Annotated in this window: 26 protein-coding genes and 1 pseudogene; 22 read left to right on the top strand and 5 right to left on the bottom strand. The window is 63.0% G+C overall.

Translation table 11 applies throughout. From position 1 onward, the window contains the following. Nucleotides 1-41: 41 nt before the first annotated feature. The 4 genes and pseudogenes from QA643_RS35820 to QA643_RS35805 all read left to right on the top strand — a co-directional run. Nucleotides 42-866 (top strand): annotated as a pseudogene (locus tag QA643_RS35820) (sterol desaturase family protein); the annotation flags it as partial. A 201-nt stretch (nt 867-1067) separates the two neighbouring features. After that, entirely contained in the window at nt 1068-1574 is a 507-nt protein-coding gene (locus QA643_RS35815; RefSeq protein WP_283030359.1) for a pilus assembly protein N-terminal domain-containing protein, read from the top strand. A gap of 188 nt (nt 1575-1762) precedes the next feature. After that, nucleotides 1763-2299: a TadE/TadG family type IV pilus assembly protein gene (locus QA643_RS35810; RefSeq protein ID WP_283030358.1), complete on the top strand. Its 537-nt coding sequence runs from the start codon at nt 1763-1765 to the stop codon at nt 2297-2299. 25 nt (nt 2300-2324) lie between these two features. After that, on the top strand, nt 2325-2915 hold the full coding sequence (locus tag QA643_RS35805; protein ID WP_283030357.1) for a TadE/TadG family type IV pilus assembly protein: 591 nt from the start codon (nt 2325-2327) through the stop codon (nt 2913-2915). Between the two features lie 133 nt (nt 2916-3048). Here QA643_RS35805 and QA643_RS35800 read toward each other — a convergent pair whose 3' ends face one another. The 3 genes from QA643_RS35800 to QA643_RS35790 all read right to left on the bottom strand — a co-directional run bounded on the left by QA643_RS35800 (nt 3049) and on the right by QA643_RS35790 (nt 5277). Continuing rightward, entirely contained in the window at nt 3049-3261 is a 213-nt protein-coding gene (locus tag QA643_RS35800) for a cold-shock protein (protein ID WP_002714433.1), read from the bottom strand. Nucleotides 3262-3529: 268 nt separating this feature from the next. Beyond that, nucleotides 3530-3817 (bottom strand): translation initiation factor IF-1, encoded by a 288-nt coding sequence (gene infA, locus QA643_RS35795; protein WP_283030351.1) that lies wholly within the window; start codon nt 3815-3817, stop codon nt 3530-3532. A 23-nt stretch (nt 3818-3840) separates the two neighbouring features. Further along, a complete protein-coding gene (locus QA643_RS35790; protein ID WP_283030350.1) occupies nt 3841-5277 on the bottom strand; it encodes a DEAD/DEAH box helicase in 1437 nt (478 codons plus the stop codon). A gap of 599 nt (nt 5278-5876) precedes the next feature. On the opposite strand from QA643_RS35790, the gene urtA reads away from it, so the two are divergent. The 16 genes from urtA to QA643_RS35710 all read left to right on the top strand — a co-directional run bounded on the left by urtA (nt 5877) and on the right by QA643_RS35710 (nt 20952). Beyond that, nucleotides 5877-7160 carry an urea ABC transporter substrate-binding protein gene (gene urtA, locus QA643_RS35785; RefSeq protein WP_283030349.1) on the top strand — a complete coding sequence of 428 codons (1284 nt, stop codon included), beginning with the start codon at nt 5877-5879 and terminating at the stop codon, nt 7158-7160. Nucleotides 7161-7263: 103 nt separating this feature from the next. Continuing rightward, nucleotides 7264-8877: an urea ABC transporter permease subunit UrtB gene (gene urtB, locus QA643_RS35780; protein WP_283030348.1), complete on the top strand. Its 1614-nt coding sequence runs from the start codon at nt 7264-7266 to the stop codon at nt 8875-8877. A 173-nt stretch (nt 8878-9050) separates the two neighbouring features. Then, entirely contained in the window at nt 9051-10226 is a 1176-nt protein-coding gene (gene urtC / locus QA643_RS35775) for an urea ABC transporter permease subunit UrtC (protein WP_283030347.1), read from the top strand. Continuing rightward, on the top strand, nt 10223-10984 hold the full coding sequence (urtD, locus tag QA643_RS35770; protein ID WP_283030346.1) for an urea ABC transporter ATP-binding protein UrtD: 762 nt from the start codon (nt 10223-10225) through the stop codon (nt 10982-10984). Before urtC ends, urtD begins: the two co-directional genes overlap by 4 nt. Before the next feature lie 157 nt (nt 10985-11141). Further along, nucleotides 11142-11837 (top strand): urea ABC transporter ATP-binding subunit UrtE, encoded by a 696-nt coding sequence (gene urtE / locus QA643_RS35765; protein ID WP_283030345.1) that lies wholly within the window; start codon nt 11142-11144, stop codon nt 11835-11837. Nucleotides 11838-11879: 42 nt separating this feature from the next. Continuing rightward, nucleotides 11880-12716, top strand: a complete 837-nt coding sequence (locus QA643_RS35760; protein WP_283030344.1) for an urease accessory protein UreD — start codon at nt 11880-11882, stop codon at nt 12714-12716. Nucleotides 12717-12740: 24 nt separating this feature from the next. After that, nucleotides 12741-13043 carry an urease subunit gamma gene (locus QA643_RS35755; RefSeq protein ID WP_057858346.1) on the top strand — a complete coding sequence of 101 codons (303 nt, stop codon included), beginning with the start codon at nt 12741-12743 and terminating at the stop codon, nt 13041-13043. A gap of 136 nt (nt 13044-13179) precedes the next feature. Continuing rightward, nucleotides 13180-13485 carry an urease subunit beta gene (locus QA643_RS35750; RefSeq protein ID WP_283030343.1) on the top strand — a complete coding sequence of 102 codons (306 nt, stop codon included), beginning with the start codon at nt 13180-13182 and terminating at the stop codon, nt 13483-13485. An 87-nt stretch (nt 13486-13572) separates the two neighbouring features. Next, nucleotides 13573-14028 (top strand): DUF559 domain-containing protein, encoded by a 456-nt coding sequence (locus QA643_RS35745; protein ID WP_283030342.1) that lies wholly within the window; start codon nt 13573-13575, stop codon nt 14026-14028. 128 nt (nt 14029-14156) lie between these two features. Beyond that, entirely contained in the window at nt 14157-15872 is a 1716-nt protein-coding gene (gene ureC / locus QA643_RS35740; protein WP_283030341.1) for an urease subunit alpha, read from the top strand. A 48-nt stretch (nt 15873-15920) separates the two neighbouring features. Next, nucleotides 15921-16220, top strand: a complete 300-nt coding sequence (locus QA643_RS35735) for a putative quinol monooxygenase (protein WP_283030340.1) — start codon at nt 15921-15923, stop codon at nt 16218-16220. Between the two features lie 25 nt (nt 16221-16245). Further along, a complete protein-coding gene (locus tag QA643_RS35730; RefSeq protein WP_283030338.1) occupies nt 16246-16545 on the top strand; it encodes a putative quinol monooxygenase in 300 nt (99 codons plus the stop codon). Between the two features lie 160 nt (nt 16546-16705). After that, nucleotides 16706-17299: an urease accessory protein UreE gene (locus QA643_RS35725; RefSeq protein ID WP_283030336.1), complete on the top strand. Its 594-nt coding sequence runs from the start codon at nt 16706-16708 to the stop codon at nt 17297-17299. Continuing rightward, on the top strand, nt 17280-18020 hold the full coding sequence (locus tag QA643_RS35720; RefSeq protein ID WP_283035045.1) for an urease accessory protein UreF: 741 nt from the start codon (nt 17280-17282) through the stop codon (nt 18018-18020). Before QA643_RS35725 ends, QA643_RS35720 begins: the two co-directional genes overlap by 20 nt. A gap of 213 nt (nt 18021-18233) precedes the next feature. After that, the gene (ureG, locus tag QA643_RS35715) at nt 18234-18863 is read left to right on the top strand and encodes an urease accessory protein UreG (protein WP_283030334.1); all 630 of its coding nucleotides are present in this window, start codon (nt 18234-18236) and stop codon (nt 18861-18863) included. Between the two features lie 430 nt (nt 18864-19293). Continuing rightward, on the top strand, nt 19294-20952 hold the full coding sequence (locus QA643_RS35710) for an HWE histidine kinase domain-containing protein (RefSeq protein ID WP_283030333.1): 1659 nt from the start codon (nt 19294-19296) through the stop codon (nt 20950-20952). A 376-nt stretch (nt 20953-21328) separates the two neighbouring features. Here the strand turns inward: QA643_RS35710 and QA643_RS35705 are convergent, their stop codons facing one another. Beyond that, nucleotides 21329-21877, bottom strand: a complete 549-nt coding sequence (locus tag QA643_RS35705; protein ID WP_225675277.1) for a sigma-70 family RNA polymerase sigma factor — start codon at nt 21875-21877, stop codon at nt 21329-21331. After that, a complete protein-coding gene (locus QA643_RS35700; protein ID WP_025588264.1) occupies nt 21877-22074 on the bottom strand; it encodes a NepR family anti-sigma factor in 198 nt (65 codons plus the stop codon). Before QA643_RS35700 ends, QA643_RS35705 begins: the two co-directional genes overlap by 1 nt. 301 nt (nt 22075-22375) lie before the next feature. Here QA643_RS35700 and QA643_RS35695 point away from each other — a divergent pair, with 301 nt between their 5' ends. Together QA643_RS35695 and QA643_RS35690 are read left to right on the top strand one after the other, a co-directional pair. Further along, nucleotides 22376-23182, top strand: coding sequence for a response regulator (locus QA643_RS35695; protein WP_283030332.1), 807 nt, complete (start codon nt 22376-22378; stop codon nt 23180-23182). A 428-nt stretch (nt 23183-23610) separates the two neighbouring features. Next, nucleotides 23611-24216 (top strand): NYN domain-containing protein, encoded by a 606-nt coding sequence (locus QA643_RS35690; protein WP_283030331.1) that lies wholly within the window; start codon nt 23611-23613, stop codon nt 24214-24216. Nucleotides 24217-24289 lie beyond the last annotated feature (73 nt).

Raw genomic sequence — 24289 nt, 5'->3', positions numbered from 1 at the left:
CAAACTGGCGGCGAGACGGGGATTCTGCTACGCCGGTCGAAATGAATCTGCCGGTCGAAATCGTCGAGATGCTGGGCCAGACCCTGGCCAAGGTGGTGCCGGTCACGATCGCGCTGGCCCTGGTGTTTTCGGTGCTGGCGCATTTCTGGGCCTGCAATCCGGGCCGGCCCTGGTGGCGCAAGCGCGAGCTCGTCACCGATATCTGCTACTGGTTTCTGGTGCCGTTGTTCGCGCGCGTGTTCCGCATCGGCCTCCTGGTGTTCGGCGCCGCCCTGCTGTTCGGAATCCGCGACGCCGATGCGCTGATCGCGTTCTACGACAACGGCCATGGCCCGTTGTCACTTCTGCCGCTGTGGCTGCAGGCGATCCTGTTTCTGGTCGCCGCCGATTTCATGATGTACTGGCTGCACCGCATGTTTCATGGCGGCGGCTTCTGGAAGTACCACGCCATTCACCACTCGTCGGAAGATGTCGACTGGATCTCGGCGGCGCGCTTTCACCCGGTTAACCTGTTGTTAGGTACCATCGGGGTCGACGTCGCGCTGCTGCTGGCCGGCATTTCGCCTGAAGTGATGCTCTGGCTCGGGCCGTTCAACATTTTCCATTCGGCGTTCGTCCACGCCAACCTCAACTGGACGCTCGGGCCGTTCAAATACGTCCTGGCGACGCCGGTCTTCCATCGCTGGCACCATACCTTCCGCGAAGAGGGCGGCGACACCAATTTCGCGGGCACCTTTCCGCTCTGGGATATCCTGTTCGGAACCTTCCGGATGCCGCCGGATCGCCTGCCGGCGCGCTACGGCGTGGACGATCAGGCCTCGTTTCCAGGCGAGATCATCGGCCAGCTGGCCTATCCGTTCCGAAAGTCGGGCACGCTCCGACCGCCGGAAGGGCGGTGGTGGCGCAAGGCGCGGACCGATTTTCCCGCGGGCTAGACGACGGATTTCTTGCTGCAATCGCGGGCCTATTTGCCCTTTGTTCACGAATTGTCGTCAGATTCACCATTGTCGGGCGCCGGTTCCGCTGCGTATCGCCACTGCCGGCTTGTAGATGCCCCGGGGTAAAGTATGTCGTTCAAGTTCCAGCGTATTCGCGCCCATGCGCGTTTTGGATTGCGTTCTCTCGCGGCAGGAATCCTGCTGTGGCCGGCTGTCAGCCTTGCCGCGCCCGATCCGGACCGCATCGCCGTCTATGTCGACCAGGCCAAGCTGGTAAAGCTTCCTGCCAAGGTCTCCACCATCGTGGTCGGAAATCCGCTGATCGCGGATGTGACCCTGCAGAGCGGCGGCATCATTGTCGTCACCGGCAAGGGCTACGGCGCGACCAATTTCATCGCCATGGATCGCAACGGCGAGGTGCTGGTCGACCGCCAGATTCAGGTCGAAGGCCCGACTGATCAGATGGTCACCGTGTACCGCGGCGTCGAACGGGAATCCTATAGCTGCATGCCGATCTGCCAGCGCCGCATCACGCTCGGCGACGGCGCCGGCTACTTCCAGACCGCGATCGATCAGGCCGGCTCGCTGTCCAGCCAGGCTTCAGGCGCGGCAGTGGGCGGCGGCGGCAGCAAGTAAGCCAAGCCGAGACCTGCCTGCCAGGGACCCGCCGGCTACGTCCGGCGGGCGGCATCGCCGGTCTTCCGGCGTGGTTAAGCTGCGTTTAACCGAATGGGTCGTTCTGGCTGAATTGCCCGAAACAATTCAACAATCAGTTTCGGATAGGTTTTGGTGGCAATCCCCCTCACGTTCTTGAGGTCTGTTTGATGCCGCCTTCCGTCATTCCCAAGACCAGCATCCTGCGCCGGTTTCGCCGCAACCGAAGGGGCTCGGCCGCGGTCGAGTTCGCATTGGTTGCGCCGATGTTCTTCGCCGTTCTGTTCGCGATCATCGAATTGGCGCTGATATTCTTTGCCAGCCAGATCCTCGAGACCGTGACACAGGATACGGCGCGCCTGATCTTGACGGGCCAGGCGCAGAACGCCGGCTTCACGCAGGCGCAATTCAAGAACGAGGTTTGCGCCAAGCTCGTCACGATGTTCGATTGCACGAACGGCGTTTCGATCGATGTGCAGAGCTACAAGTCGTTCGACTTGGCCAACATCGCCGACCCGATCGATGCCGGCAAGAATTTCGTGCCGCCGAACAACTATCTGCCCGGCGGCCCCGGCGACGTCGTCGTCGTGCGGCTGTTCTACAAGTGGCCGCTGTTCGTCACCGGCCTCGGCTTCAACCCCGCCAATATCGCCGGAAACAAGCGGCTGTTGACGGCGACCGCCGCATTCCAGAACGAACCCTATTAAGGCGACCAAGACCATGAAACCGACGATGAGGATTTGGCTTCGCATGCGCCGCCGCGCGTCCGAATGGGCCGGCAACAACAGCGGTCTTGCGGCGGTCGAGTTCGCGATGATCATCCCGATCATGGCGGCGTTGCTCGTTGGAACCAACGAGTTCGCGGCGGGTGTGGCCGTCGACCGCAAGGTGACGATCATGGCGCGCACGTTGTCGGACTTGACCTCGCAGAACACCGCGGTCAGCGACACGCAACTGACCAACTACTTCACCGCCGGCAAGGCCATCATGACGCCCTACGATTCGTCCCCGGTGCAGGGCACGATCACGGAACTCTACATCAATCCGAGCACGCTGAAGGCGCGGGTCCAGTGGAGCACGGACACTACGTTGCACAAGAAAGGTGACATCATCGAGATCCCGGAGGCGCTCAAGATCGCCGGCACCTACCTGATCTTCAGCGAGGTCAAGTACAAGTACACGCCGAGCGTTGCCTGGTTCATCAACAAGGAGAACGGCATCACGCTGACGGATGTCAGCTACACGCGTCCGCGCCAGAGCCTCTGCGTTGTCTATCCGGCGCCGGCGCAAGGCGTGGCAATGCCGGCCTGTCCGACGGACTGACGCGCGATCGTATCGCAACCGCTGCTGCATCAAGATCGGACTCAACAGAAAGGCCGCGCCATTGGCGCGGCCTTTTGATTTATTCGGCTGATTGATTCAGCGGCGATCTCCGGAACGCGTCCCGGAAAATCGCTTATCCGGCGGCGCGCAGATTGTCGGCCGAAGATTTGCCAGAGCGGCGATCTGCCACGATTTCGTAGGAGATCTTCTGGCCTTCACGCAACGTTCCGAGGCCGGCACGCTCGACAGCGCTGATGTGCACGAACACGTCATTGCCACCGTCGTCCGGCTGGATGAAGCCATAGCCCTTGGTTGCGTTAAACCACTTCACGGTTCCCATGCTCACTGGGGTAGTCCCTTCTCAGATATACAAGTCGTAGCCCACCCTTCGATGGGCTGGTGAGATCGAATTTTTGGAAGGGTCGTCAGCGTCTAAACCGGCTGTACCGGTGGATAGCTAATGTCGTCCGGCCGAAAATCGATGCTTAATATTATTCGATTGCACAGTCCAAAACAATCCTGACGTGCACAAAAAGTGATTCGGCAGGCAACAGCCCGCATTCGCGCACAATGGGAGCTTATCGGGCGCGTTTTCGCAGGCGTTAAGGGTTCGTTTACCGACGGCGGAACTGTCCGCCGCGGGGCGGCCCGCCACGCGGCGCGCCGGCTGATGGTGGACGCTCGTCCTTGTGACGGAAGATCAGGCGTCCCTTCTCCAGATCGTAGGGTGACATTTCTACCGTAACCCGATCGCCCGCGAGCGTCTTGATGCGGTTCTTCTTCATCTTGCCTGCGGTATAGGCAACAATCTCATGTCCGGCATCGAGCTGCACGCGATAGCGCGCATCGGGGAGAATTTCGGTCACCAGTCCTTCGAACTGGATCAGCTCTTCTTTAGCCATGGTGGTCTCCAGGTCGATCGAGGCTAGCGCTGCGGTCGGTGGCTGCGGTTCGGTTGATTATTCGGACGGCTCTCGCGATGCAAGAAGGCAACGCCCTGAATGCCCTCGCTGTGGCCGCCCTGGCCCTTGCCGCCATGCTGTGCCGGACGCGGTCCTTCATGCCGGTTCGCTGGCGGCGGCGCATTATTACCACCACCGCGGCGGCGTCGGCGAGGGCCTTTTGCGGCCTGCGCCTGTTCATTGGAACGGCCGCCATGGGCACGTGCCCCGGGCCGTCCGTTGCGGTGCTGGACTGGATGCGGCGCGGCCGGAGCGGCATCCCGTCCGCCCGGCGTGCGGCGGTCTTCCCGCGGCAAGTTGATGCGGATCAGCCGCTCGATGTCGCGCAGATAGCCCATCTCCTCAGCGCCCGCAATCAGCGAGATCGCAACGCCCTCGGCGCCGGCGCGGGCGGTGCGGCCGATGCGGTGGACATAGGTTTCAGGCACGTTGGGCAGGTCGAAATTCACGACATGGCTGACGCCGTCGACGTCGATGCCGCGGGCGGCAATGTCGGTCGCGACGAGCGTGCGGACCTCGCCGGAGCGGAACGCCGCCAGCACGCGCTCGCGGTGGTTCTGCGACTTGTTGCCGTGGATGGCGTTGGCTTCGATGCCGGCCTTGGCCAGCACCTTCACGACCTTGTCGGCGCCGTGCTTGGTGCGGGTGAACACCAGCACGCGGTCGACCGGTTCCTGCTTCAGAAGCTGCGCCAGCACCGCCGGTTTGGCGGCGAAATCGACCTGGATGATGCGCTGGGTGATGCGGTCGGCGGTTGCAGCCACCGGCGTCACTGCCACGCGGGCGGGATCGCGCAGCATCGATTCAGCGAGTTCCGCGATGTCTTTCGGCATGGTGGCCGAGAAGAACAGCGTCTGGCGCTTGATCGGGAGCTTGGCGACGACTTTGCGGATGTCGTTGATGAAGCCCATGTCGAGCATGCGGTCGGCCTCGTCGAGCACGAGGAACTCGACCTGGTTCAGCTTCAGCCCGTTACTCTGGACGAGGTCGAGCAGGCGACCGGGGGTCGCCACCATCACTTCGACGCCCTGCATCACCGAGCGGACCTGGCGGCCCATTGGCACGCCACCGATCGCCAGCGCCGCGGAGAGGCGGACATGGCGGCCATAGGCGTTGAAGCTGTCGAGGATCTGGCCCGACAATTCGCGGGTCGGCGACAGCACCAGCACGCGGCAGCTCTTCGGCTGCGGGCGGATGCGGTTTTCCAGGAGCCGGTGCAGGATCGGCAGCGCGAAGGCAGCGGTCTTGCCGGTTCCGGTCTGGGCGATGCCGACGACGTCGCGACCGGCCAAGGCGAGGGGGATGGTCTGGGCCTGGATCGGCGTGGGCGTGTGGTAATTTTCTTCCTTGAGTGCACGCGAGATGGGATCGGCGAGGCCGAAATCCTGAAAGGAGGTCAAAAGAGGGGTTCTTTCCATCAAAAAAGGCAGGCGCCCGGCTTCCATGGCCAGGAGCGCGCGAGTGTGTCTTTAGGACACCCGCGTGTTTGGGGCGTCGGTTTTGCTAGCTGAAAGGAGGCAAGCCAGAAACCGCAAAACGGGATCAGAACACGCGGCTCGCAGGGACCTGATGATTCTCTAGGTCACGGCGAACATATGGCGCACGCGAGCGGCGCTTTCAAGACGAATTCCGCGTGATGGGTCCGGGCGGTTAAGGAATCCAATCAACCGGAGCGCGTTTGCTGCCCGCCAGAAAACCGAACGATCAAAATTCGTGCAAGAAATTTAGCCAAAATGCGGCTTTTGCACAAAAAATAGATAGTTTGCCGCCAAAGCATACATTTCCAGCGGCTAAAAAACAGGCAATTTTGCCGCGGCCGGTTTCCACGGACTCCGGATTCCCGAGCGATTAGATAGGCTTATGCCGTCTTCCGGCCGTGGCATGGTTCTTGCGATTCCCTAAACGCAGGCGGCCGCGGGGGCCGTTTCGCAGCGCATAAACGTCTGCGTCAGGGAGATGACATCTCATGCTTACTCAATTGACTCACGATATAGCGACGATGAGCCGCCGTCGCTGGCTGGCGGCCACCGCCGGCCTGGTTTTGGGCCTCGCCACTTTCTCGCCCGCCAAGGCGCAGGAGACCATCAAGGTCGGCGTGCTGCATTCGCTCTCCGGCACCATGGCCATCAGCGAGACCACGCTGAAGGACACCATCCTCTTCCTGATCGACGAGCAGAACAAGAAGGGCGGCGTGCTCGGCAAGAAGCTCGAAGCCGTCGTGGTCGACCCCGCCTCGAACTGGCCGCTGTTTGCCGAAAAGGCCCGCGAACTGATCACCAAGGACAAGGTCTCGGTCGTGTTCGGCTGCTGGACCTCGGTGTCGCGCAAGTCCGTGCTGCCTGTGTTCAAGGAGCTGAACTCGATCCTGTTCTACCCCGTGCAGTACGAGGGTGAGGAGTCAGAGCGCAACGTGTTCTACACCGGTGCTGCGCCGAACCAGCAGGCGATCCCGGCCGTCGACTACCTGATGAAGGATGAGAAGGTGAAGCGCTGGGTGCTGGCCGGCACCGACTACGTCTATCCGCGCACCACCAACAAGATCCTCGAAGCCTACTTGAAGTCGAAGGGCGTCAAGCAGGAAGACATCATGATCAACTACACGCCGTTCGGTCACTCGGACTGGCAGACGATCGTCGCCGACATCAAGAAGTTCGGCTCGGCCGGCAAGAAGACCGCCGTGGTCTCCACCATCAACGGCGACGCCAACGTTCCCTTCTACAAGGAGCTCGGCAACCAGGGCATCAAGGCGACCGACATTCCGGTGGTCGCGTTCTCGGTCGGTGAGGAAGAGCTCGCCGGTATCGACACCAAGCCGCTGCTCGGCCATCTCGCCGCCTGGAACTATTTCCAGTCGATCAAGTCGCCGGAGAACGACAAGTTCATCAAGGCCTGGCAGGCCTACACCAAGAATCCGAAGCGCGTGACCAACGACCCGATGGAAGCGCACGTCATCGGTTTCGACATGTGGGTCAAGGCGGTCGAGAAGGTGAAATCGACCGATCCGGACAAGGTGATCGACGCGCTGCCCGGCATCGAGGCCAAGAACCTCACCGGCGGCACCTCCAAGATGCTGCCCAACCATCACATCACCAAGCCGGTGTTCATTGGCGAAATCAAAGCCAACGGCCAGTTCGACGTGGTGTGGAAGACGCCGTCGCTGGTTGCCGGCGACGCCTGGTCGAAGGAGCTGGAGGGCTCCAAGGACCTGATCGGCGATTGGGTCGGCAAGAAGTGCGGCAACTACAACACCAAGACCAACAAGTGCGGCGGTCAGGGCTCCTGATCTCCCCATAAAGTTGCAACGATAAACTTCCAAGAGAATGACAAGAACGGAGAAGGCGGCGATGCCGTCGCCTTCTCCTCAACACTCCTGCCGGGGTCGTATTGTGTCTGCCAATTTCCTTGACCGCTTGCGGGCGCTTCTGTTCGCACTTCTTTTGGCTGCTTGCTTCGCGGCGCCGGCGCTGGCGGGTCCGTTCGAGGACGCGGTAGCCAAATTCGCCAACGACGATTTTTCCGACACCGATGAAGCGATCGGCGCGGTCGCTAGCTCGGGCAATCCGCTGGCCTTTCCGATCATCAGCGCGCTGCAGGACGGGCGGCTGTCCGCCGATCCCGATACCAAGAAGGTTTTCGTCACCGGCAGCGACGGCAAGATCATCGATGCCGCCACTGGCGCGGCCGTCGACAAGCTGCCCGACAATGCCGCCGCCGTCCGTCTCAACAACCGCCTGCGCCGTGCCGTCGAGGCCGCGCTCGGCAGCCTGACGCTGCTGTCACCGGATCCCGGCAAACGCATCGCCGCCGCGCAGTCCGTGTTCAAGAGCCACGAGGAGAGCGCGCTGGCCGTGATCGACGACGCGCTTTCCAAGGAGACCAACAAGGCCGTCAAGGCGGCGTTCACGGAAGCCCGCGCCGCCATTCTGCTCTACAAGTCCGATGCCTCCGAGGTGGAAAAGCTCGAAGCCATCGCCGTCGTCAAAGCGCGCGGCGACCAGGAAGCGATGGCGCTTTTGACGGGCCTGCCCGCCGACCAGCCGCCCAGCGTCGCCCGCGCCGCGACCAGCGCGATCGCCTCGATCCAGAGCAATCTGGCAATGTGGTCGATGGTGCAGAACGCCTGGTATGGCCTGTCGCTGGGATCGGTGCTGCTGCTCGCCGCGATCGGCCTTGCGATCACCTTCGGCGTCATGGGCGTCATCAACATGGCCCATGGCGAGATGGTGATGATCGGCGCCTACACCACCTTCGTGGTGCAGGAGGTCATCCGCACCCGCTATCCCGGCCTGTTCGACTATTCGCTGCTGATCGCCGTGCCGCTCGCCTTCCTGGTCGCCGGCGCGATCGGCGTCCTGATCGAGCGCGGCATCATCCGCTTCCTCTACGGCCGCCCGCTGGAGACGCTGCTCGCCACCTGGGGGCTCTCGCTGGTATTGCAGCAGGCCGTGCGCACCGCGTTCGGCCCGACCAACCGCGAGGTCGGCAATCCCTCCTGGATGAGCGGTGCGTTCGAGCTCGGCCAGATCACCATCACCTATAACCGGCTCTGGATCCTCGTCTTCACACTCGCGGTGTTCGCGATCCTGCTCGCCATGCTGCGTTACACTGCGCTCGGGCTCGAGATGCGCGCGGTCACGCAGAACCGCCGCATGGCGGCCTCGATGGGCATCGCCACGTCGCGCGTCGATGCGCTGACCTTCGGGCTCGGCTCCGGCATTGCCGGCATTGCCGGTGTCGCGCTGTCGCAGATTGACAATGTCAGCCCCAATCTCGGCCAGAGCTACATCATCGACAGTTTTATGGTGGTCGTGTTCGGCGGCGTCGGCAATCTCTGGGGCACGCTGGTCGGCGCCTTCACGCTCGGCATCGCCAACAAGTTCCTGGAACCGGTGGCGGGCGCCGTGCTCGGCAAGATCGCCATTCTCGTCCTGATCATCCTGTTCATCCAGAAGCGTCCGCGCGGCCTGTTCGCGCTCAAGGGCCGGGCGGTGGAAGCATGACGCCGCCTTTTGTGCTCAGCTATTGCCCCGCGTCGCGGCGCCACTCCCTCTCCCGCTTGCGGGGGAGGGCTGGGGTGGGGGTCTCTCCGCGGGCGACGGCCTCGCGTGGGGAGGCACCCCACCCGCCGCGCTTTGCGCGTCGACCTCCCCGCAAGCGGGAGAGGTGAATACCGATGACGCCGCATCTTCTCACCCGCTCTCTGGACCGCGCCGCCGCCATATTCATCCTGGTGGTCGCCGGGCTAGGCGTGCTGATCCCGCTGTCCAACCTCTTACTGCCGGCGGGTTCGATGTTCCAGGTGCCGACGTACCTGGTGGCGCTATGGGGCAAGTATGTCTGCTACGCCATCCTCGCGCTTTCGATCGATCTGATCTGGGGCTATTGCGGCATCCTCTCGCTCGGCCACGGCGCGTTCTTCGCGCTCGGCGGCTACGCCATGGGCATGTACCTGATGCGGCAGATCGGCAGCCGCGGCGTCTATGGCAATCCGATCCTGCCCGACTTCATGGTCTTCCTGAACTGGCCGAGCCTGCCGTGGTACTGGTACGGCTTCGACCTGTTCTGGTTCGCGGCGCTGATGGTCATCGTCGTGCCGGGCTTGCTGGCGTTTCTGTTCGGCTGGTTCGCGTTCCGCTCCCGCGTCACCGGCGTGTACCTGTCGATCATCACGCAGGCGATGACCTATGCGCTGCTGCTCGGCTTCTTCCGCAACGATTTCGGTTTCGGCGGCAATAACGGCCTGACCGATTTCAAGGACATTCTTGGCTTCAACGTCCAGGCCGAGGGCACGCGCTGCGCGCTGTTCTTCCTGAGCTGCGCGGCGCTGATCGCGGCCTTCCTGATCTGCCGCGCGGTCGTCACCTCCAAACTCGGCAAGGTGCTGGTCGCGATCCGTGACGCGGAATCGCGCACCCGCTTCCTCGGCTACCGCGTCGAATCCTACAAGCTGTTCGTCTTCACGCTGTCGGCCTGCATGGCGGGCGTTGCCGGCGCGCTCTATGTGCCGCAGGTCGGCATCATCAACCCCTCAGAATTCTCGCCGGGCAACTCGATCGAAGCGGTGATCTGGGTCGCGGTCGGCGGCCGCGGCACGCTGGTGGGCGCCGCGCTCGGCGCCGTCGTCGTCAACTATGCCAAGACCTTCTTCACCTCGGGTCCGCTGGCGCCGTACTGGCTGTTCATGCTGGGCGCGTTGTTCATCCTGGTGACGCTGCTGCTGCCCAAGGGCATCATCGGCACCTTCAATGCGTGGTGGGAGCAGCGCAAGCTCGGGCTTGGCAGTGACGCTGCCGCCAGCGCGGCGCGTGAAGACGGCGTCGCGCCCGAAGCCGGCGGAGTGAGCACATGAATGTCATGGACACCCGCAAGACTTCGGCGATCCTCTATCTCGACGGCGTGCACGTCTCGTTCGACGGCTTTCACGCCATCAACAATTTGTCGCTGACGCTCGAGCCCGGCGAGATGCGCGCCGTCATCGGCCCGAACGGCGCCGGCAAGACGACGATGATGGACATCATCACCGGCAAGACCAAGCCGGACGAGGGCGTGGTGCTGTTCGACGGCGTCACCGACCTGACGCGGCTCGATGAGACCCGCATCGCCGAGCTCGGCATCGGCCGGAAATTCCAGAAGCCGACCGTGTTTGAGAGCCAGACCGTGCAGGACAATCTGCTGCTCGCGCTCAATGTCGATCACAGCGTCAAGGGCACCCTGTTCTGGCGCGGCAACAAGGCCGAATCCGAGCGCATCGACAGGGTGCTTGAAACCATCCGCCTCACCGACGCGCGCCACCGTCTTGCCGGCAGCCTGTCGCACGGCCAGAAGCAATGGCTCGAGATCGGCATGCTGTTGGCGCAGGACCCGAAAGTCTTGCTGGTGGACGAGCCCGTCGCCGGGATGACCGACGTCGAAACGCATCTGACGGCGGAATTGCTCAAGCAGATCAACCGCAATCACACCGTCATGGTGGTCGAGCACGACATGACCTTTGTGCGCGAGCTCGGCGTCAAGGTGACCTGCCTGCATGAAGGAACGGTGTTGGCGGAAGGGACGATCGATCAAGTCTCGTCGAATGAGCGGGTCATTGAAGTCTATCTGGGAAGGTGAGGAATATGCTGACGGTTCCTCGCGAAAGCTGTCATCGTCCGCGAAAGCGGACGATCCAGTACTCCGAGACGGTGAGGACTACCGCAATGGCTCGGCGTGCTGGATACCCCGCCTTCGCGGGGTATGACGCAACCTCCCAGCCGGAGCGAGGTGCCAAATGCTGAAGGTCGACAACATCAGTCTCTACTACGGCGCAGCCCAGGCGCTGCGCGGCGTTTCGCTGACCGCCGAGCCCGGAAAGGTGACCTGCGTGCTCGGCCGCAACGGCGTCGGCAAGACCTCGTTGCTGCGCGCGCTGGTCGGGCAATACCCGATCTCGTCGGGCAGCATCACCTTCGACGGCGAAGACATCAAGCCGTTGAAATCCTACGAGCGCGCCCGGCGCGGCATCGGCTTCGTGCCGCAGGGCCGCGAGATCTTTCCGCTGCTCACGGTGGAAGAGAATCTGAAGACCGGTTTCGGCCCCTTGAAGCGCGACCAGCGCAACATCCCGGACGACGTGTTCTCGCTGTTCCCGGTCTTGAACACCATGCTGGGCCGGCGGGGCGGCGACCTCTCCGGCGGGCAACAACAGCAGCTTGCGATCGGCCGGGCGCTGGTGATGCGGCCGAAATTGCTATTGCTGGACGAGCCGACCGAAGGCATCCAGCCCTCGATCATCAAGGACATCGGCCGCGCCATCTCCTATTTGCGCAACCTCGGCAACATCGCGATCGTGCTGGTCGAACAATATCTCGACTTTGCCTGCGAGCTCGGCGACAATTTCGCGGTGATGGACCGCGGCGCGGTGAAATATGCCTGCGACCGCGCCAGCCTCGATCCGGCCGAGATCAGCCGCCAGATGGCGTTGTAAGGCTCGCAGGTCGGGTTGATCGTAACGCCGGCTGGGGGACGGATGCGGACCGAAATTGCGCGCGCGGCATCAGCCACCTTCGCGGCCAACCGCGCCCAGGGCGCGGTGCGATTCGGCGTGCACCTCAAGGATGGCGTCACCCGCCGCGGCGATTTGCATGAATCCGGCTCGCTGCGCGTGCGCTTTCCCTCGCCCGAGCAAGAGGGACTCTCCGGCGTATTCGTCAACACCGCGGGCGGCATTGCCGGCGGCGACCGCTTCGACATCGGTATCACGGCAGGCGAGGGCGCGCGGCTGACGCTGACGACGGCGGCAGCGGAAAAGGTCTATCGCGCGCCCGGCCCGGCCGCGCAGCTCACTATCGCGCTGAAGGCGGAGAGGGGGGCGCATCTTTCCTGGCTGCCGCAGGAGACCATCCTGTTCGACCGGGCGCGGATTTCAAGGCGCATCGATATTGACCTCGCTGAAGATGCCTCGCTCCTGCTCTGCGAAATCGTGGTGTTCGGCCGCGCGGCAATGGGCGAGACAATGCAGCACGGGGAATTCGTCGATCGCTGGCGCTTGCGCCGTGGTGGTCGTCTCGTGTTTGCGGAAACGATCCGGCTCGATGGCGATATCGGCGCCAAGCTGGCGCGGCGGGCGATCGCGGGTGGCGGTGCTGCCATCGGCACGGCGCTAATCGTGCCCGGCGATGAGGCCATCGTGGAGCGGATTCGCGCGGCGTCCGACACGTTCGGCGGTGAGGTCGGCATCTCCTGCTGGAATGGATTTGCAATGGTGCGCTTCTGTGCCCAAGATGCCGCCCGGTTGCGCGCCGACATGATGACGGTGCTCGGCCGCGCCAGTGGCATGGCGCTACCCCGGCTGTGGCTTAACTAGGTCTTCAATCACCCGAGTGCTCGCATGAATCTCTCCCCCCGCGAAAAGGACAAGCTCTTGATCTCGATGGCGGCCATGGTGGCACGCCGAAGGCTCGAACGCGGCGTCAAGCTCAACCATCCCGAGGCGGTCGCCATCATTTCCGATTTCATCGTCGAGGGCGCACGCGACGGCCGCACGGTGGCCGAGCTGATGCAATCAGGCGCGCAGGTCATCACCCGCGCGCAGTGCATGGACGGCATCCCCGAGATGATCCACGACATCCAGGTCGAGGCGACGTTTCCGGACGGCACCAAGCTCGTCACCGTCCATGAGCCGATCCGGTGAAGCGCACACGAACCGTCAACACCGTCGTGCCCGGGCTTGTCCCGGGCATCCACGTCTTTCTTTTCTGAGCCACAAAGACGTGGATGGCCGGGCCAAGCCCGGCCATGACGGAGCAGAGCAATGCGAGGTACCAGACATGATCCCCGGCGAACTCTTCATCAAGGACGGCGAGATCGAGCTCAATGCCGGCCGCAAGACCGTGACGCTCACGGTCGCCAACACCGGCGACCGCCCCATTCAAGTGGGCTCGCACTATCATTTCTTCGAAACCAACCCCGCCCTGAAATTCGATCGCAAAAAGGCCCGCGGCATGCGCCTTGACATCGCCGCCGGCACGGCCGTTCGCTTCGAGCCCGGCCAGACCCGCGATGTGCAACTCGTCGCACTCGCGGGCAAGCGCGTTGTCTACGGCTTCCGCGGCGACGTGCAGGGCAAGCTGTAATCCAGGGAATGCACAGTGATCCGCAGTGAGGTGAGCACGCTGGGAGGGCTCCCTCCCCCCTTGCGGGGGAGGGTTGGGGAGAGGGGTATGCCACACGACGAAGTCAGCAAGATTCAGCGAGATCGCGCCAAGCGGCTGAGGCGCGAGATGACGCGCGCGGAGACGTTGCTATGGCGCCATCTAAAAGCGAAACGGCTCGCGGGGCTGGGATTTCGCCGCCAAGTCCCGACGGGCAATTACATCGCGGATTTCGCTGCTCACTCTTGCAAGCTCGTCATTGAAGTCGATGGCGAGAGTCACGATTTTGAGGAGCGCATTCGACACGACGCCAAGCGCGACGAATGGTTCGCCTCCCGCGGCTATCGCGTGCTCCGCTTCACCAATGACGACGTGATGAAAAATCTCGAAGGTGTTGTTCTTTCCATTCTCGAAGCAGCGGAGCAAGCGGTACCCTTCTCCCTAACCCTCTCCCGCAAGGGGAGAGGGAACCCTACCGCCGATGCGTCCCTGACTGGTGCCAAAGATACCGAGGAGCATCCGTGAGCCAATGTGGGGTGAGCACGCTGCCAAGGCTCCCTCCCCACTTGCGGGGGAGGGTTGGGGAGCGGGTATGCCGCGAGTCACAATGCCCGTAATGAAGCACCGATTACATCTGAAGGCTGGAGCCTGACATGTCCGTGAAAATCAAACGTAGCGTCTATGCCGACATGTTCGGGCCCACCACCGGCGACAAGGTGCGGCTGGCGGACACCGACCTCATCATTGAGGTGGAAAAGGATTTCACCACTTACGGCGAGGAGGTGAAGTTCGGCGGCGGCAAGGTGATCCGCGACGGCATGGGGCAGTCGCAGGCGACCAACAAGCAGGGCGCGGCCGATACCGTCATCACCAATGCGCTGATCGTCGATCACTGGGGCATCGTCAAGGCCGACGTCGCGATCAAGGAAGGCATGATCGCCGCGATCGGCAAGGCCGGCAATCCGGATATCCAGCCCGGTGTCACCATCGTGATCGGCCCCGGCACCGACGTGATTGCAGGCGAGGGCAAGATCCTCACCGCCGGCGGGTTCGACAGCCACATCCATTTCATCTGCCCGCAGCAGATCGAGCACGCGCTGATGTCTGGCGTCACCTCGATGCTGGGCGGCGGCACCGGACCCTCGCACGGCACCTTTGCCACCACCTGCACGCCCGGCCCCTGGCACATGGGGCGGATGATCCAGTCGTTCGACGCCTTCCCGGTCAATCTCGGCATTTCAGGCAAAGGCAATGCCGCGCGCCCGGCTGCGCTGGTCGAGATGATCAAGGCCGGCGCCTGTGCGCTGAAGCTGCACGAGGATTGGGGCACCACGCCGGCCGCGATCGACAATTGCCTCGCCGTCGCGGACGATTACGACGTCCAGGTGATGCTGCATTCGGATACGCTCAACGAATCCGGCTTCGTCGAGGATACGGTGAAGGCGTTCAAGGGCCGCACCATCCATGCCTTCCACACCGAGGGCGCCGGCGGCGGCCACGCACCTGACATCATCAAGATCGCGGGCCTGAAGAACGTGCTGCCGTCCTCGACCAACCCGACGCGGCCGTTCACGCGCAACACCATCGACGAGCATCTGGACATGCTGATGGTGTGCCACCATCTCGACCCGTCGATCGCCGAAGACCTTGCGTTTGCCGAAAGCCGCATCCGGAAAGAGACCATCGCCGCCGAAGACATTTTGCACGATCTCGGCGCGCTCTCGATGATGTCCTCGGACTCGCAGGCGATGGGCCGGTTAGGCGAAGTCATCATTCGCACCTGGCAGACCGCCGACAAGATGAAGAAGCAGCGCGGCGCGCTGCCAGAGGACAAGGGCAACGACAACGACAATTTCCGCGTCAAGCGCTACATCGCTAAATACACCATCAACCCCGCGATCGCGCATGGTGTCTCAAAGCTGATCGGCTCGGTGGAGAAGGGCAAACTTGCCGACCTCGTGCTGTGGTCGCCGGCGTTCTTCGGCGTCAAGCCGGATTGCATCATCAAGGGCGGCTCGATCGTGGCAGCGCCGATGGGCGATCCCAACGCTTCCATTCCCACGCCGCAGCCGGTGCATTACCAGCCGATGTTCGCCGCCTTCGGAAAATCGCTGACCGCGTCCTCGGTGGTGTTCACGTCCAAGGCCGCCGTCACGGGCGGGCTGGCGCGCAAGCTCGGCATCAGCAAAACGCTCTATCCGGTCAAGAATACCCGCGGCGGCATCTCCAAGAAGAGCATGATCCATAACGGCGCCACCCCCAAGATCGAGGTCGACGCCGAGACCTATGAGGTGCGCGCAGACGGCGAGCTCCTGACATGCGCGCCGGCCGAGGTTCTGCCGCTGGCACAGCGCTATTTCATGTTCTAAGGTCGGTCCCGGGCGATCAAAGCCAGAACAAAAGTCCGGGAGGATTGAGTGATTTACGTTGTCGCAACGCTGACCATCAAGCCGGAGACGCGCGCCGATTTCATCGCCGCCGCTACTGCCTGCATCAAGGAAACCCGGAAAGAGTCCGGCAATATCGCTTACGATCTGCACGAAAGCGTCACCGACCCCGCCAAGATGGTGTTCGTCGAGCAATGGGAAAACATGGAAGCGCTGGGGCCGCATCGGACCGCGGAGCACATGAAGACGTTCGGCCGCGTCGCCGTCAAATGCATGACCGCGCCGCCGAAGATCGAATACATCACGCCCGCCAAGGTCGAAACCCGCTAACAAGAAAAGCCAACGGGAGAAACTCATGATCTACGTCATCGCCACCACGCCGATGAAGCCGGAGAACAAGGACGACTTCATCAGGGGGCACAAGGCCTGTACCGCCGAAACGCTGAAGGAAAAGGGCTGCATCTCCTATGACGGCCATGTCAGCGTAAACAATCCCAATCTCTATGTGGTGGTGGAACGCTGGGAGACCCGCGAGGACCTTAACGCGCACGGCCGCGCGCCCCATATGAAGGTGTGGCGGGAATATTCCTCGCAGATGAAGACGGCGCCGACGGTGATCGAAATCATCAGCGACGGCAAGGTGGAGAAATTCTAGTGATTATACGTCGCGCATTCGGTGGCTTCATCCTTCGAGACGCGCGCAAGAGCGCGCTCCTCAGGATGAGGTCAAAGACCCTCATGGTGAAGAGCGCGGCAACGCCGCGCGTCTCGAACCATGTGGCCCCGATGCCCGAACGTGCCTCAGGTATTCCCACATGATCCGCGCGACCGAAGTCCTGGGCCAGCATCGCTGGACGCAATCAGCCGCCGATACCGTCGTGCTCGATTTCGACGACCGGCACCGGCGGCGGATGGCGATGACCGGGACGCGCGGGCTTGAATTCCTGCTCGATCTCGAGAACGCCGTCGCGCTGCGCGGCGGCGATGCGCTGGTGCTGGAGGACGGAAGGCTGATCGAGGTGGTGGCGGCGGCCGAGCCGCTGATCGAGATCCGCGGCACCGATCCCTTGCATCTGGTCCGTATCGCCTGGCATCTCGGAAATCGGCACCTGCCGACGCAGATCATGCCGAAGGGCCTGCGCATCCGCCGCGACCATGTCATCGAGGCGATGGTGAAGGGGCTCGGTGCGCGCATCATCGAGATCGAGGCGCCGTTCGATCCTGAGGGCGGCGCCTATGCGCAGGCGTCGCATGATCATGCCGGTCACGGCCACGATCACCATCATCACGATCATCATCACCATCACGGCGATCACGATCACGCCGGTCACGACCATCATCACCACGACGAGCACTGCGACCACGATCACCACCACCACGATCACTCCCATGCTCATGGCCACAAATGAGCCCGTGCCGGTCGACGGCGACCGGCGCGACATGTCGGATGCCGAGGCGGCGGCGCTGTACCGGTTGATGACATGGCTGTCGCCGTCCTTTCCGGTCGGCGCGTTCTCCTATTCCAGCGGTATCGAATGGTCGGTGGAGGCGGGCGACATCACCGATGCCGCCGCGCTGCGCGACTGGCTCGACGCGATGCTCGGCGACGGCTCCGGCTTCTGCGATGCCGTGTTCCTGGCGCAGGCGCATCGCGCCGCATCGGAGCAGGACATCAGCGCCTTGCGCGAGATTGCCGAACTCGCGGCCGCCTTCGTGCCCTCGCGTGAGCGCCAGCTCGAAACCTCGACCCAGGGCCGAGCTTTCATCGACATTGCCCGCGCGGCCTGGCCCTGCGACGGGCTCGACGGTCTCGTTGCAGCGTGCGGTGGCGATACGGTTTATCCCGTCGCGGTCGGCATCGTCAGCGCCGCCCACGGCGTACCGCTGGCGCCGGCGCTGCATGCCTTTCTTCACGCGGTGGTATCGAACTGGATTTCCGCCGGCGCGCGCCTGGTGCCGCTCGGGCAGACCGACAGCCAGCGCATCCTCGCAAGCCTCGAAGCCGATGTCGCCGCCACGGCCAGGCGTGCGCTGGAATCCTCGCTCGACGATCTCGGCAGCGCCACCTTCCGCGCCGACCTCGCCAGCCTCCGCCACGAAACGCAATATACGCGGCTGTTCCGGTCATGAAGGAAGCGGCGATGTGTCGGGGGCCTGCATGGTTCGAGACGACCCGCTGCGCGGGTCTCCTCACCATGAGGGGAAACAGATCGGTATCGGCGATCTTTTTTGAGCCGCTTGCTCGTTTGCTTCCCCTCATGGTGAGGAGGCGCAAAGCGCCGTCTCGAACCATGCAGGCCCGGATGCAGCCGACGTCATTACACAGCATAGAGAGCACTTCACATGTCTAAATCTCACGGTCCGCTCCGCATCGGCGTCGGCGGCCCCGTCGGCTCCGGCAAGACTGCGCTGATGGATCTGCTCTGCAAGTCGATGCGCGAGCGCTACGACATCGCCGCGATCACCAACGACATCTACACCAAATGGGACGCGGAATTTCTGGTGCGCTCGGGCTCGCTGACGCCGGACCGCATTGCCGGTGTCGAGACCGGCGGCTGTCCACACACCGCGATCCGTGAGGACGCCTCGATGAATCTCGCGGCGGTGGCCGACATGCGCGCGAAATTTCCGGGTCTCGATCTGGTGCTGATCGAATCCGGCGGCGACAATCTTGCCGCGACGTTTTCACCCGAACTTGCCGATCTCACGATCTACGTCATCGACGTCGCCGCCGGCGACAAGATCCCGTCCAAGGGCGGGCCCGGCATCACGCGCTCGGACCTGCTCGTGATCAACAAGATCGACCTCGCGCCTTACGTTGGCGCCTCCCTGGAGAAGATGGATACCGACGCCAGGCGGATGCGGGGCGAGCGCCCCTTCGTCATGACCAACCTGAAAAAGAGCGAGGGCCTCGACCGCATCATCGGTTTCATCGAGGCCAAGGGCGGCCTGCGTCCATCCAAGGCCGGGTAGGTGAGGTGCCGGCGCGCGCGTTCCGCCGTTGCGGCCAAGGATAGATCAGGGATAGATCAAGGATAGATAACGGCGGCGTAATGGCACGGACAGCGGGCGCCAATGGGGCGCCGGAATGGCGCCGGTCAGCCGCTCGCGGGGATGAACGGCGTTAATCTTAACGGCCGGTCCTTCGCCATCGTTCGCGAATTATCCCATCCACGAAGGAACCAAATCGGCGCTGTGAGCTTATCAACTTCTGGCCCCGCCAAATCAGCGTTAACGGCGGCCGTATTGTTGCCCGCTGCCAACCTCTCAGTTGCGTGCTGATGATCGCTCCGTCATATTCGCCGCGGGTTGGCTTTCTCGTTGTTGCCATGTGTCTCTGCTCCGGCAGACCCCGGGATGCTTTCAATACGTCTTCGCCAACACGTCATTCCTGAGTAAGCGAGTGGTTCGGCTGGGCTTCATTATCGGCTTCATCGCGCTGATCGGAGTTCTGCTCTCCGGTCTCGCAGCCTATCGCGTCCACGAACAGGAATTGGCGCTCGACGGCATCGCGCTGGCACGCGCCATCGACGTCCATGCCAGCCTGGTGCAGGACCGCCTGACCGAGCGCGAATTGCTCGCGCGCGTTGCATCCGGGTTGTTTCGTTCACCTTCAGTGGTCAGGGCCAACATGCTGCAGCCGCTGCGCTCGGCGATCTACGCCTTCAAGAGCGATTTCGTGATCGCGTCCTGGATTGCGCGGCTCAAGCCCAGCGATCTCGCCGCGGCGCAGGCGGAGCTGAAGAGCGCCGGGTTCACAAATCCGACGATCCGCGATTTCGACGACAAGCCGATCGACATCAAGACGGTCGACAAGCCGCTCGACGTCATGATGGATGTCGAGCCGCGCAGCGCGGACATGTTGGGCATTCCGGGCCGCGCCTTCGAGCGCCATTCGGTGATCGGGCCGATGCTGGCGCGGGCGGCGGCGACCGGGAAGCCGGTGGCGTCCGACCCGATCCCGATGCTGCGGCAGAACGGGCCGATCGGTCTCGTGCTGGCGTCTGCCATTTTCAAGGAAGGCACCACGGAGCCGGTCGGCTTCGTCGCCTTTTCCTACGAGCTGGCGCCGTTGATGCTGACCAATGACGACCGCTCGCTGTTCTCGGTGGTACTCAAGGACCCGGACGATGCTAGCGACGAATATGTCGCCAACGAGCAGGGCGCCGTCACGTTGCGGGCGGTGAAGCAGGGCGATCCGCTGCCGTCGGTGGTGCGTACCGTGACGTTCGGCGGCCGCGACTGGTCGCTCGGCTATTACTCCAAGAACAACGCCGTGCAGCGCGCGCAGCAGACGGCGATTGTCGTGGCGGCGATCGGCCTCGCGCTCACCGGCATCATCTGCGGCCTGTTCGGCTACGTCGCCTACAACAATCTGCGGCTCAGCCGGGAGATCCAGGTCCGCATCGGTTTCGAGCGGCGGTTGACCGCTGTGATCGACGAGCTCAACCACCGGGTCAAGAACATCCTGGCCGTGATCCAGTCGATCGTGACGCGCACGCTGCGCCATGGCTCCGACATGGACGTTTCGCGCGAACTCTTGATCGGCCGTATCCATGCGATGTCTAACGTGGTGACGCTGCTCAGCGAAAGCCAGTGGCAGGGCGTCAAGCTGCGCGGCCTGTTCGAATCGCGCGCCATCCCGCATGCCGACCGCATCGTGGTGAACGGCCCCGATATCGCGGTGAGCGCCCGCGCGGCGCAGTCGCTGTCGCTGTTGTTCTTCGAGCTGGCCTCGCATTCCGACGAGGGCCTGTCGCTGGTCGGCAAGCACCCGCATATCGTCGCCAACTGGGAAGTCACCGGCGAGGAGCCGGACACGACCTTCCACTTCCGCTGGGAAGAGTTCAACACCAGCTCGGCGACGCGGCGCGAGGACAGCGATTTTGGCCTGATCCTGCTCGACCGCGTCGCGCCGGAAGCGCTCGGCGGCAGCGCCAAGCGCTACTTCACCGACGTCAGCTACGTCTACGAGCTCACCGCGCCGATGGTCACCGTCGTTGACATGACCGAGCGCGACCGTACCGGAGAGATTTCCGCGCCGGTGCGGCCGCCGCGGTAGCAGTCTTCAACCTCTCCCCGCTTGCGGGGAGAGGTCGACGCGCTCTTGCGCGGCGGGTGAGGGGGTACAGGTCTCACGTCGTTCGGAGCTCGTGGAGAGAGCCCCTCACCCCAACCCTCTCCCCGTAAAGGACGGGAAGAGGGCGAAGGACTCGCCGGAACCCCATCAAGTCGCCACGCATTGACCCCGCATCAACGAACGATGGGAGGAGTTTACCATGGGACGTTATTTGCTGTTGTGGCTGCTGGGCGTGCCGATTCCGATTCTGGTCTTGATCTATGCCTTCGGCGGTTTGCATTGAACGGCCACGCATTCACTCATCACAGCAAAAGGGCGGCCGCATGGGCCGCCCTTTCGTTTCACTTCGACGACGTCATCAGCCGCCATTGCCGCCGATCACGGCGCGCACGGTTTCGTCGGGTCCGAAATCCTCGGCGCCTTCGACATAGAGCAGCGCGGAGAGCTTTGAGCGCGCGCGGTTGACGCGGCTCTTGATGGTGCCGACCGCGCAGCCGCAGATGGCGGCGGCGTCCTCGTAAGAAAAGCCGGAGGCGCCGACCAGGATGAGCGCTTCGCGCTGGTCCTGCGGCAGCTTGTCGAGCGCGGCGCGAAACTCCTCGAACTCCAGATGCGCGCCTTGCGACGGCTGGGTCTTCAAGGTTTTCGCGTAATTGCCCTCGGCGTCCTCCACCTCGCGCCGCCGCTTCCGGTAGTCGGAGCGAAACAGGTTGCGCAAAATGGTGAACAGCCACGCCGGCAGGTTCGAGCCGGGCTGGAACGAGTCGATATTGGCAATGGCGCGCAGCAACGTTTCCTGCACGAGGTCGTCCGCACGATCGCCATTGCCCGAGAGCGAGATCGCGAACGCGCGCAGGCTAGGCACCGACGCCAAAATGTCGTCGCGAAGGGAGTCTGTGAGAGGCATTAGTCCCTCCCGTCAGTTTTTGCTGTTTCGTCGATCTGGGCCGCCGCCGCCTCAGGCCCATCGAGTTTTCGAATCAGTTCGGCAAAGCGGTCCGGCACGCCCTGTCGGACCACGTCGTCATACATGGCGCGGAGCTGGTGGCCGATTCTGGATTGAATCTCGGCGTTAAGCCCGCCCTGCTTCTTTACTTCCTTCATGGTCTGATCCACGCTTCCCCGAGAGTTAATTCTCTGTGGTTTCAAGAGGTTACCTCGAAATTGGGCCTTGGCCGCCGAGTTGTTAGGTCAAGGCTAATGCGAATAGTTGCGGAAGGTTCCGAATTCCCGGAACTATTTTGGAACTTTTTTGCCCCCCGGGAGTAGTCGGGGGCACAGGGGAACCAGGGTCCCCCCACGCAACTAAAATTGACGCCCAAAACGGGCGTATCTGGTTACGTCCGCCCGGCTGCGACCCTAAGTATGGCCAAGGATACGGCCTAAAGATAAGGATGGTATGGGGATGTCCCGATCACAGCTCGTTGCTGAACATCTGCCGCTGTTGCGGCGCTATGCCCGTGCGCTGACCGGAAACCAGGCCTCGGGCGATGCCTATGTGGCCGCCATGCTGGAGGCCCTGCTGCAGGATGCCTCGTTGCTGGATGAACGGTACGGCCCGCGCGCCGGACTGTTCAAGCTGTTCACCCAGATCTGGAATTCGGTCTCGCTCAACGACAACCCCGACGTCGCGACGCTGGCGCTGCCGCCGGAGCGGAGACTGTCAAACATCACGCCGCTGCCGCGCCAGGCCTTCCTCCTGCTCTCGCTCGAAGGTTTCTCCGAGGAGGAGGTGGCGTTCATTCTCAATACCGATATCGCCGAGACGCGCCGCCTGACCGATCTGGCGGGCCGCGAAATGGCGGCGGAAATCGCCACCGATGTCCTGATCATCGAGGACGAGACCTTCATCGCGATGGACCTCGAAAGCCTCGTGAAGAATCTCGGCCACAACGTGATCGGGGTCGCGCGCACCCATGCCGATGCGGTGGCGCTGGCCAAGAACAAGAAGCCCGGCCTGATCCTCGCCGACATCCAGCTCGCCGACGGTTCGTCGGGCCTCGACGCCGTCAACGAGTTGCTGCGCGTGTTCGAGGTGCCGGTGGTGTTCATCACCGCCTATCCCGAGCGCTTCCTGACCGGCGAGCGGCCCGAGCCGGCGTTCCTGATCTCAAAGCCGTTCCAGCCTGCAATGGTCTCGGCGGTGGCGAGCCAGGCGCTGTTCTTCCAGCGCAACTCGCGCAACCGCGCGCCGCGCGCGGCGACCGGCTGATCGAAGTACGGTAGCGTAAGTTTTGACCTGATCCGGCGCGCCCCACTGCGCGCCGGATTTTTCTTGTCGTGGCCCTTCTTGTCGTAGCCCTTTGTGGTCGACGCCGCGTCAATTCCGGTCGTCGGATTTGTTTTCGCACCTGGATGGAACGCCGTTGCAACGGCCCGCGCCTAAACCTTCGTATAGCTCGGTCGATCCGTTTCGATACCGGCGATTTACTTCCGTACAATTGAGCGCGACGCACAGCGGTCGTAGCATCAGCCTGTCGAGGCAGGCTGCGTATTGTCCAATTGCTCGGCGCATCGTCGGTTCCTGCTCCCGGTAGCCGGCGCCGCCCGCCTCGACACTTCGGTTATTTTGGTATCACCTTGCCTGCGGGCAAAGTTTGTAGTCGGCCTGCATATTCCTGAACGAGAGGACAGTCCCGGATGTTGCCCTCTACCAGAATTGCGCTCTTTATTGATGGTGCCAATCTGTACTCCACCGCCAGGGCGCTCGGCTTTGATGTCGACTACAAGCGCCTGCTTAAAGAATTCCAGGACCGCGGCGCGCTATTGCGGGCGTTCTATTACACGACCCTCATCGAGGATCAGGAATTTGTCTCGCTTCGTCCCCTGATCGATTGGCTCGACTATAACGGATATACCGCCGTCACCAAGCTCACGAAGGAATATGTCGACGCCGGCGGTCGCCGCAGGGTGAAGGGCAGCATGAATATCGAGCTCGCCGTCCATGCGATGGAGCTCGCCGATCATGTCGATGCGATGTTTCTGTTTTCGGGCGACGGTGACTTCCGGCCGCTACTGGAGGCCGTGCAGCGTCGCGGCGTGCATGTCACTGTCGTCTCCACCCTGGCCAGCCAGCCACCGATGGTCGCAGACGAGCTGCGGCGTCAGGCCGACGCTTTCCTCGATCTTGCGGAATTGAAGCTGAAGATCGGGCGCGATCCGTCGGAGCGCCCGGTGCGCGACATCCGCCAGCAATCGCCGCAGTTCCTGCGTGCGACGGCCAACGCAAACGGGATTGCGAAATGACCCTGTTGGTCCGTGGTTGCGCCAGATGCGCGCATTCTGTGATCCAGTTCACGTCGTGTTCGGGCGGATTGCG

Source organism: Bradyrhizobium sp. CB3481 (genome assembly GCF_029714305.1).
In the GTDB taxonomy this organism is placed as follows: domain Bacteria; phylum Pseudomonadota; class Alphaproteobacteria; order Rhizobiales; family Xanthobacteraceae; genus Bradyrhizobium.
This window is presented reverse-complemented; position numbering and strand designations above follow the sequence as displayed.